We start from the raw sequence: 9,522 nt of genomic DNA on the forward strand, positions 1-9,522 counted from the left end.
GAAGAGACTCCTCCAATATACAACACACACCGAAAATTTAGATGAGGTGACCCTTCTTCAGGACCCTGTGTCCCAGGGCCACTGCGGAGCAGTTCCTAAACTACGGTTCGAGAGGCACCACCTGGGAAACAGCGCCGGCGCCCCCTCCCTGTACCCTCGCAGTTCCTGAATCCGCTGAGATCGAACAGAGGTCGCCGATCAAGGGGGGAGATCCGACGTGAGCGGCCCGCCTAGACATAGAGATCGCCCTCACAGGAGGACCGGCCGTGCCACAGAGTTTTGATCTCGGCCGTCTGTCGGTTGGAGTAGAAAGCTCGGCCATCGAGGCGTCCCCTCCTGTCCGTGACGATGGGTCAACAACAGGCGGCAGCCGAGGGGCTCCAGAAAAAGGTGCCCACGCATAAAAAAAGCGCCCGTCCCCCACCAAAGGCCGGGCGCTGGCAGAAGTGCAGGTGCCAGAAGAGATGACGTGTGTCGGGAAGATCCCCTGACGACACGCGTTTAGTACACACGAGATCTCCGGAAGCACTTTATCATCCGGCGCGTGAAGATTTATCGAATCATAGGTCACAAGCCCTCTGCCGTGCGGGCGGAATCGAGGGGAACTGAGTGCGCCCGGCGTTCCGGCATGGGTCCCTACCTACCGATGCGAGTAACGGGAGGGCCCGCTCAGAGCGAACAGGTTCGGCGCGTCGAAAGAGGGGAGCACTGTTCGATCCCTCGACCATCGGGCCGCGACTCGCAGGTGCCTCAAAGCGCGGTGACCGAGTGGTCTCCGGGCCACGCCGGGAACGATGAGCGAGGCCATCTCTGTCCCTTTCCGGTCCATCTGCTTCACCGATCACTCCCACGCCCATGTCATCTTCCTCGTCTTCTTGGTCTGAGTTGTTCTCACTGAACATCGTTGAGCGGCGCATCGCTCCGCTCCGGGCGGACCGGCCGGTTCTTCTTTCCTTCCTCGTGTTCCTCGTGCTCGCCGGGGCCATCGCCCCCCTGTCGCTGGACTACTGGACGGGTGATCCGGAGTTTCCAGTGAACCTGATCGCGGAGGTGCACGGCACGCTGTTGGATCTGCTTCTCTTTGGCTGCCTGCTGCTCTGGTTCGATCAGAAGGCCGAGCGGAGGCGGCGGATCGAGAAGTACATCAACGCCATCCGCGACCTCCTGGGCTGGGAGAGTGAAATGGCCACCTACCGGATCGTGGGCAACATCCGGCGGCTGAACCGGGAGGGTGCTGCCCCGGAGACGTTGAAGAACGCCTACCTGACGGAGACGGACCTGAAGGGGGCCGATCTCTCCGAGACGTCGGTCCACAAGGCCGATTTGTCCGGGACCAACCTCCAGAACGCCGATCTGTCGGACGCCTACCTCGGCACGGCGGACTTCTCCGGAGCCAATCTCCAAAAGGTCGACTTTTCGGGGGCCCATTTTGGGGTGTTTGCGGGGATGGCGGCGTCGGAGGACGAGCAAGAGACGGTCCTCACGGGGGCCAACCTTCGGGGCGCGGACCTGCGCGGCATCCGGAGTGCTACCGCCAGCACCTTCGCCGAGGCGGAAACGCTCTTCAAGGCCCGGCTCGACGCGGATCTTGAGGCCGAGATCGAGGAGAAGTATCCCGAGCTCTTGGAGCCCCACGCTGCGACACGACGGGGATGATTCTGGCGGCGCGAAATCGGCGATCCACTATTCGTCGCGAAGGGTCGTCGCCGGGTCGATGCGGGCGGCCTGGAGCGCGTGGCCGCTGATTGCCACGAGGGCGCAACACAACGCCACGAGGCCCACGGCCAGGAACGGCCAGGGGGTGAGTGCAATGCGCCGGGCGAAGTCCTGCAGCCACCACCGCGCCAGGAGGTAGGCCGTCGGTCCTCCGACGAGAATTGCAATCCCGACGAGCTTTGCGATGTCCGTCGAGAGGAGGGCCACGACGTTCGTCATGGACGCCCCGAGGGCCTTCCGGATGCCGATTTCCGTCGTCCGCCGCCGCACCGTGAAGCCGGTGAGGCCGATCAGGCCCAGCAGCGCCACGAAGAGCGCGAGGCCCGCCCCCGCCCCCACGAGGCGCCGCGTCTGCTGCTCCGTCTGGTACGCACGTGCGATTTTTGCGTCGAGGAAGCTGTACGAGAACGGAGCGTCCGGAAGGATCTCCGACCAGGTGCTCCGCACCGTCGTCACCGCCCCGGAGGCCCCCGCCGCGAGGCGCACAGACACTTTGCGGTACCAGTCGCCGGGCTGCAGGGCCGAAAAGACGACCGGCTGGATGCCCGCCCGCGCATTCTGAACGTTGAAGTTCGCGACGACCCCGATCACGGTGACAGGCCCCACGTTCTCCCACTCAAGCTCCGCCCCAACCGGGCGCTGGAGATCGAGCTGTTCGACGGCCGCCTCGTTGAGAACGACGTTCGTCGAATCGTCGGTCACGGGCCCCCGGAAAAAGCGGCCCTTCGTGACCGTCAGGTCGTAGGTCTCGTCGAAATGGGGGTCGACCCGGTAGCGGCCCGCGGTGAGGGTCCGGGACGGGGACCATTCGGGGCGGCGGAGGCCGGCGCCTCCGATGCCCGTGCCCACCTGCGGCACCTCCCACGATACGCTCGCGGCCTCCACGCCCGGCTGCGCCGCGAGGCGGTCGCGGGCCGTCTGGATGCGGCGGTAGCCCGCCTCCGAAAAGTCGCGCGGGGCCGAGTCGATCACGAGCATGCGGTCGGTGGGGTACGGGGCATCCGGGTTCGTCGCGAACTGGAGCTGCTCGTGCAGCACGTACACCCCAGCCATGAGCACGATGGCCAGCGCGAACTGCACCACGACGAGCCCCTTGCGGATCGTGCCCGCCGACCACCCAAGCGAGAGCCGATCGCGAAACACCGAGGACGGCTCGAACCCCGAAAGGACGACGGCCGGATACGCGCCGGACAGCAGTCCCACGACGAGGGCCAGTCCCGCCAGCGTTCCGATCGTGACGAGGTCCCACGGCGCCCGCAATACAAACTCGATGCTCAGGAGCTGCTCGAACAGCGGCTGGCCGAGGCGGGCGAGCCCTGCGCCGAGGAGCGTCGCGAGGATGCTCACCAGCACGGCTTCGACGAGGAATTGCCCCGCCAGCTGGCCGCGGTACGCCCCGAGCGTCTTGCGCACCCCGATTTCGCGGACCCGGTCGAGCGAGCGGGCCGTGGCGAGATTTGCAAAGTTGATGCCGGCGATGAGAAGGACCAGGGCCGCCAGCGCGGCCACGAGGTAGATGCGCTGCCATCCGGCGTTGTCGGCGCGGGTGAGATAGATGTCGGTGAGCGGACTCAGGTCTACCGCGAGCGTCTCCTTGACGTCGTCGGGCGCGTGGGCCGCCACGAGGTTCTCGATCGTCGAGTGCAGATTCTCCACGTCAGTCTTTTCTGCGAGGCGGACGTACTGGAGGAGAAACGGTGACTGCCACTGCGACCACGACCGTTTCGGCGCAAAGTCCCACGTGCCCCCCTCCGACAACAGCATCTTGTACTCGGTCCCCCGGAACTGCGTGACGGAGTTGCGGGGCAGGGGCTCCCAGACGCCCGTCACCGTGTAGGACTGCGAGCCGTGCCGCTGAGTTTGCACGTCGAGGGTGCGGCCCACCACGTCGGTCGTCCCGAAGAGGGTGCGCGCCACGTCCGCCCGCAGGACCGCGGAGCGGGGCTCGTCGAGGGCCGTCTCGGGGGCGCCGTGGCGGAGCGGCAGGTCAAAGACGTCGAAGAACTCCGAGTTGGTCAGAAAGGTGTCGCGCCGGTAGTAGTCGCCCTCTGCCCCGAGGGTCACCCAGAGGCCGTACAGCCACGTTCGGGCCTCCACGCCCGGGGCCTCCCGCTCGATCGTCTCGCCGAGCGGGTTGGTCGAGATGAACCGAAGCCGATCTTCCTCGTCCGTCTGCCAGCTGTCGATCCGGTAGATCCGTTCGGCGCTCGGAAAGAGGTCGTTCACCGCCAGCTCGCTGCGCACGAAGAACAGGAGCAGCACGCTCACCCCAATCCCGACGCCCAGCCCCAGGACGTTGAGCGTCGTGACCCCGAGGTGGCGGCGGAGGGAGCGGACGGCGGTGGTCACGTAGTTACGGAGCATGGATGGCGTACGGAAGTGTGGGCGTATGTGAGTGTGGGCGAGGACGCGCGGGTAGACAGAGGTCGCTGACTCTCCTGGACCCCACACGCCCCAACGCAATTACTCCTGCCGCAGCGCGTCCGCCGGGCTGATGCGGGCGGTGCTCCACGCCTGATAGCTCGCGGCGGCGAGGGAGACCAACAGTGCGCCACCGCCCGCCCCGACGAAGACGAGGGGACTGATGTCGATGCGGTAGGCGAACGAGGTCAGCCACTGCCGCACGATGCCGTACGCCAGCGGTGCGGCCACGACCAGCGCAACCCCCACCAGCACCAGGAACTCGCGGTTCAGGTGGAGGACGATGTCCCCGACCGTGGCGCCGAGCGCCTTCCGCACCCCGATCTCTTTCGTCCGGCGCTGCACCACGTAGGCGGAGAGGCCCACGAGGCCGAGGGCGGCGAGGAGGAGCGCGATGACTGTGAGGCCCATCCCCATCTGCCCGATCCGCTGCTCCTCCTCGTAGAGCTGGGCCAGCTGGTCGCCCACGAACTGCGGGGCGAACGGCGTGTCGGGCCGCACGCTCGTCCACGCCGAACGCACCTGGTCGAGCCCCTCTTCGAGATTCTGTGGGTCGAGGTGGATGAGGGCGGCGCGGACGTTCAGGGTGCTCATGTTCGATGCGCGCGGATGAACGCGGAGGAAAGTCGGCTGCACGCGCTGGTAGAGGGGACGGAAGTGAAAATTGTCCACCACGCCGTCGATCGTGCGACGAAGGGGGGACGCACTCTCCGGCTCGAAGACCACGGTCTTCCCGACGGGCGTCGCGTAGCCGAGCGCCTCCACGGCGGCCCGGTTGACGAGGAGCCGGGCCGTGCCGTCTCCGCCGGCCGACTGCATCTTCTCGACGACTGGATGGCTGATGCCCAGCGCCTCGAACCAGCCGGGCGTCACGTTGAGCACATCCCCGTTGCTGTGGACGCGCTCGGTGTTCTGCGCCCGGTAGGTGACCTCGAAGCGACCCGGCCCCGGCCCAATGCCCGCGCCCACGGCCTGCACCGCCGGATCGTCGCGGAGCCGCGTCTTGAGGCGGCGGTACGTGTCGGCACTGTCCACGGCGGGAACCTCCACGAGCCCCTGCGTCCGGAAGCCGAGGTCCTTGTTCTGCAGGTAGTGCAACTGACTGTTGACGAGCCACGTGACGCTGCCGAGACCGATGAGGAGGACGAACTGGACGCCGATGAGGACGTGGCGCAGCGACCACCGGCGCCCCCCACCTTCGCCGAACGAGCCCTCAAAGAGCGACACGGCCTCCTTCCGCGAGAGGACCAGGGCCGGGTAGCTGCCCGCCACGCCGCCGACGAGGAGGGCCAGCCCCACCATGCCGGCGAGCAGTTCGGGGGACCCCCAAAGGTCGAACTGCACGTGCGTGTCCATCACCCGATTGAAGACCGGCACGAGGCCTTCGAGGGCGCCCACGACGACGGGAAGACAGGCGAGCGTCAGGACCAGGGCCTCGATCAAAAACTGGAGCCCCACCTGGCCCCGGGTCGATCCCATTGCCTTCCGCACCCCAATCTCGTGGCGCCGCTCCGTGGAGAGGGCCACCGCGAGGTTCGTGTAGTTGATGCCCACGATGAGCAAGATGAGCACCCCGATGGCCCCGAATGCCCACAGATACCGCGGGTCGCGGTGGGACTGCTGATCGTAGAGCATGCGCGGCCCCAGGTGGATGTCCGTCAGGGCCTGCGTGCGCACGCCCCCAAGCACCGCCTGCAGGTTCGGATCCTCCACCCGCGCCGGACGCACCTTGTTCATCACCGACTCGATCTGGGAGGCCAGGCCGTCGACCTCCGCCCCGGGCTTCGTGCGGAAGTACGTGTAGGCGCCCCAGTTCTGGATTCGGTTCACGTGCAGGGCCACCTCAAAGTCGAAGTGCGAGTAGGGCGGCACGTCCTCGATCACGCCTGTCACCTCGACCTCCCGCTCGCGCCCCGGCCGCTCGATGGTTAGCACCTCCCCCACGACATCCGTGCGCCCAAAATACCGCTCCGCCGCCGACCCGGTGAGCACGGCGGTTCCGGGCTGTTGGAGGGCCTCGTCGGGACGTCCCCGCAGAAAGTCGAACGTGAACACCTCGAAGAACGCCGGGCCGGTGGTGGTGTAGAGCAGTTGCCCCTCCGAAAACCGCTGATCGCCCCGCACCACGTAGGCTGGGCTCTCCTCTCCGTGCGGCCCCACGTAGAAATTCGTGGCCGTCTCGATCTCGGGGATTTGCTCCGCCAGGGCGCGCGGGAGGCGGCGCTGTTCCGCGGCGGTCGCGTCCTCATAGCGCGGAAAAGGAATGGTGGACCACCAGTTGCCCCGCTTGTCGCGCAAGACGCGGTGCACGTCCTCTTCGTTTTTGTGGAAGCGGTCGTACCGCCACTCATAGCGGAGGAAGAGAAGCACGAGGACGCAGCACACGAGCCCCACCGTGAAGCCGACGCCGTTGATCAGCGTGTAGCTCGTGCGGCGACGGAGCGTGCGGAACGCCGTCTTGAGGTAGTTGCGCAGCATGGATGCGTGTGGGCGTTTGTGAGTGTGGGCGTTTAGGCGTGGGAGGAGGACTCGTCCGCACACGCCCTTGCGCAATCATTCGTCGCGAAGGGTGGTGGCCGGGTCGATGCGGGCGGCGCGGACGGTCTGCGTGGCGACGGTAAGGAGGGCGATGCCCACGAGCCCGACGATACAGAGCGCGATCACCCCGACGCCCACGTCCACGGCGTCGGTCATCCACTGGAGCCACCACCGATTCAGGATCCACGCCACCGGGGCGGCCACCACAGCGGCGCCGGCCACCAGGAGGGCGAAGGGGCGTGACAGCCGGGTCACCACGTCCAGGACGCTCGCCCCGAGGGCCTTCCGCACCCCAATTTCTTTGGTCCGCGTTCGGACGTGGTAGGCGGCCAGGCTGAGCAGGCCGAGGGCGGCGATGAGGATCGCGAGCAGGGCGACGCCCCCGACGATCGACGCGAGATCACCGAGGGGCCCGTACCGCATTCGGAGGATGTCGCTGTAAAACCGGCTCTCGAAAGGATACACCGTGTCGAGTCGCTCCGTCCAGGCCCGTTCCAACTCGGTTCGGAGGGCCGCGAGGTCATCCGATCGGGCGCGGACGAGGGCGTGGTTGTACCGGTCGGGGTCGGCGTAGAGGATCACGGGATCGTCCGGCGTGTGGCCCATCATCCCCGTATAGATGTCTCCGGAGCCGGTGAAGTCAAAGTTCTCGACCACACCGACCACCGTGAGGGAGGTGGTTTGCCGCGACGGATCTCCCTGGATGATGCTGGCTCCCAAAATATCCTCCGGCGTGTCGAACCCAAGGCCCTGGACCGCCGCCCGGTTCAGAATCACGGCCTCCTCGGCCGCAAAGCGTTGGTCCCAGTTGCGGAGCGTGGCGCGGAGGGGCAGTCCCATGTCCCGGACGTAGGTCGTGTCCACCGCGTACGCCACGGCCTCCACAGGGGTCTCGACCCGGTCGGAACGGAGCCGGAAGGAGTTGTAGTTGCTGGGCCCGAGCATCAGATTGTCGATGGCCGAGACCTCCTCGACGCCCGGGAGCCCCTCGGCGACCGATTGAAAACGGTCGTAGGACACGTCCTGAAGCTGTACGCTGAGCACCTGGTCCGTTTGCAGGTGATGATCGGTCGTGGCCATCGAGCGGGTCTGGCGAAGCATCGTCGTGGCCGTGACGATCAGGATGAGGGTAAAGGCCACCTGAGCGGTGATGAGCGTCCCGCGGAGCCACGACGAACCGCCCCCCGTCGACGGATCGCCCTGCTGGCTCAAGACCTGAGCGGGGCGGTAGGTGGACAGGACGAACGCCGGGTAGGCCCCGGACAGAAGCCCCACGAGAAGCGCAATCCCGAGAATGAGGGCGAGCACGCCTGGCTGAAACAATGCCTCAAATCCCAGCGGAGGCAGCCCCAGCAGATCGAAGAGGTAGAGGTTGTTGACCATCGGGAGAAGCCCAGAGAGTAGGAGAACTCCGCCCACCGACGCCAGGAGGGCGGTCAGTACGGCCTCTCCCAGAAACTGCGCGACGAGTTGGGACCGGTGCGCCCCGATGGTTTTGCGGACGCCCACCTCCTGGGCCCGGCTGAGCGACCGCGCCACCGACAGATTCACGTAGTTGAACCCGGCAGCCAGAAGGGCAACCCCCGCCAGTCCACTCACCAGCCAGAAGATCCACCCCGGGAGCTGAAGCAGTCCGGAGTCCTCGTTACTGAGGGCCGAACTGAAGCGCATCTCCCCGAGCGACTGCACCGTCAGGTCAAGTGCTTCGGCGACCTCGGGGCGGACCCGGTTCTCGAACAGGGTCGTCGCTTCAGACTGCAGTTCGGGGGGCGTCGTGGTCTCCTCGAGCCGCACGTAGGTGTACCGCGAGTAGATCCGCTCCCACGCGCTGGGATCGGCGGTTGCGGGGGCATCGTTGGCGCGGGCCAAGTACACGTCGGCCGTTACGTGCGAGGGGCCTTCCGGGGGTGCCAGCACCCCAACGACCGTGTATTTCGTCTGTCCCTCGTGCCGGAAGGTCTTCCCAACCGGGGGGGCGTCCCCGTAGAGCCGACGGGCGGTTTCCAGGGACAGGACGGCGGTGCGGGGACGAGACAGGGCGGTCTCCTTCGTTCCCGCGCGGAATCGAAATCCATCGAAGATGGCCCAAAAGGCCTCGTCGGTATGGATGGCCTCAACGTTGAGGCTCGACTCGTCGTGGACGACGAAGGTATCCCCGTTCCGATCGACGGGCGCCACGGCGGCCGCGCCCGCCTCCGTCCCCCGAAGCGCCACCGCAAGCGGCCGCGGAGACGTGGCGTAGTGCATCCCGTCGTCCCCGGCCAGGGTGGTCACACGATGAATCTGCTCGCTGGCCGAATGAAATCGATCCATCCGCCACTGCTGCCGCACGAACAACAGGACGAGCAGGGCCACGGCGAGGCTCACGGACAGTCCGATGACGTTGATGGCCGTGAAGCCTCGGTGCTTCCACAGGGTGCGCCCCGCGGTTTTGAGGTAGCTCCAGAACATGGACTCTTGGGGATTTGGCGTTCGTGCTATAGGACGGTGAGTCTGCTTTCCGGCTTCTGTATTCCGGAGTTCGTCGTCGCCCGATGGTAGGCAATGCCGGCGCGGGCGGCGGGACGGCGTCCCACCCGTTATGAGGAACCTCGACCGAGGGTCTACGCGGGGCGGGCCTCCGCGGCCTCGCGCTCGTCAATCCGGTAGTCCGCCTCGATCCATCCGTCGTCCAGTTCGATGATGCGCTCGCCGTAGGAGGCCAGCTTTTCGGAGTGAGTCACCTGAACGATGGTCACGTCGTCCTCTTCGTTCAGGGTAGTGAGCGTCTCCATGATGTCTTCGCTCTGGCTCGACTGCAGGTTGCCGGTCGGCTCGTCGGCCAGGATCACCGTGGGCTCAATGATG

General features: G+C 66.6%; 4 protein-coding genes and 1 pseudogene. 1 reads left to right on the forward strand and 4 read right to left on the reverse strand.

Annotated features, from left to right (window positions below; genetic code table 11):
• The first annotated feature begins 855 nt into the window (after window positions 1–855).
• A complete protein-coding gene (locus ABEL04_RS12805) occupies window positions 856–1,656 on the forward strand; it encodes a pentapeptide repeat-containing protein (protein WP_375802784.1) in 801 nt (266 codons plus the stop codon).
• Between the two features lie 27 nt (window positions 1,657–1,683).
• Here the strand turns inward: ABEL04_RS12805 and ABEL04_RS12810 are convergent, their stop codons facing one another.
• The 4 genes and pseudogenes from ABEL04_RS12810 to ABEL04_RS12825 form a co-directional block, all read right to left on the reverse strand.
• A complete protein-coding gene (locus tag ABEL04_RS12810; protein ID WP_375802785.1) occupies window positions 1,684–4,080 on the reverse strand; it encodes an ABC transporter permease in 2,397 nt (798 codons plus the stop codon).
• Window positions 4,081–4,179: 99 nt separating this feature from the next.
• Window positions 4,180–6,615 (reverse strand): ABC transporter permease, encoded by a 2,436-nt coding sequence (locus ABEL04_RS12815; protein ID WP_375802786.1) that lies wholly within the window; start codon window positions 6,613–6,615, stop codon window positions 4,180–4,182.
• Between the two features lie 75 nt (window positions 6,616–6,690).
• The gene (locus ABEL04_RS12820; protein ID WP_375802787.1) at window positions 6,691–9,126 is read right to left on the reverse strand and encodes an ABC transporter permease; all 2,436 of its coding nucleotides are present in this window, start codon (window positions 9,124–9,126) and stop codon (window positions 6,691–6,693) included.
• A 152-nt stretch (window positions 9,127–9,278) separates the two neighbouring features.
• Window positions 9,279–9,522, reverse strand: a pseudogene (locus ABEL04_RS12825) (ABC transporter ATP-binding protein); the annotation flags it as partial.

Source organism: Salinibacter sp., assembly GCF_042218895.1.
In the GTDB taxonomy this organism is placed as follows: Bacteria; Bacteroidota; Rhodothermia; order Rhodothermales; family Salinibacteraceae; genus Salinibacter.

Coding starts and splice junctions, on each gene's coding strand:
- ABEL04_RS12805 (WP_375802784.1), top strand. CDS start 856: ATGTCATCTTCCTCGTCTTCTTGGTCTGAGTTGTTCTCACTGAACATC.
- ABEL04_RS12810 (WP_375802785.1), bottom strand. CDS start 4,080: ATGCTCCGTAACTACGTGACCACCGCCGTCCGCTCCCTCCGCCGCCAC.
- ABEL04_RS12815 (WP_375802786.1), bottom strand. CDS start 6,615: ATGCTGCGCAACTACCTCAAGACGGCGTTCCGCACGCTCCGTCGCCGC.
- ABEL04_RS12820 (WP_375802787.1), bottom strand. CDS start 9,126: ATGTTCTGGAGCTACCTCAAAACCGCGGGGCGCACCCTGTGGAAGCAC.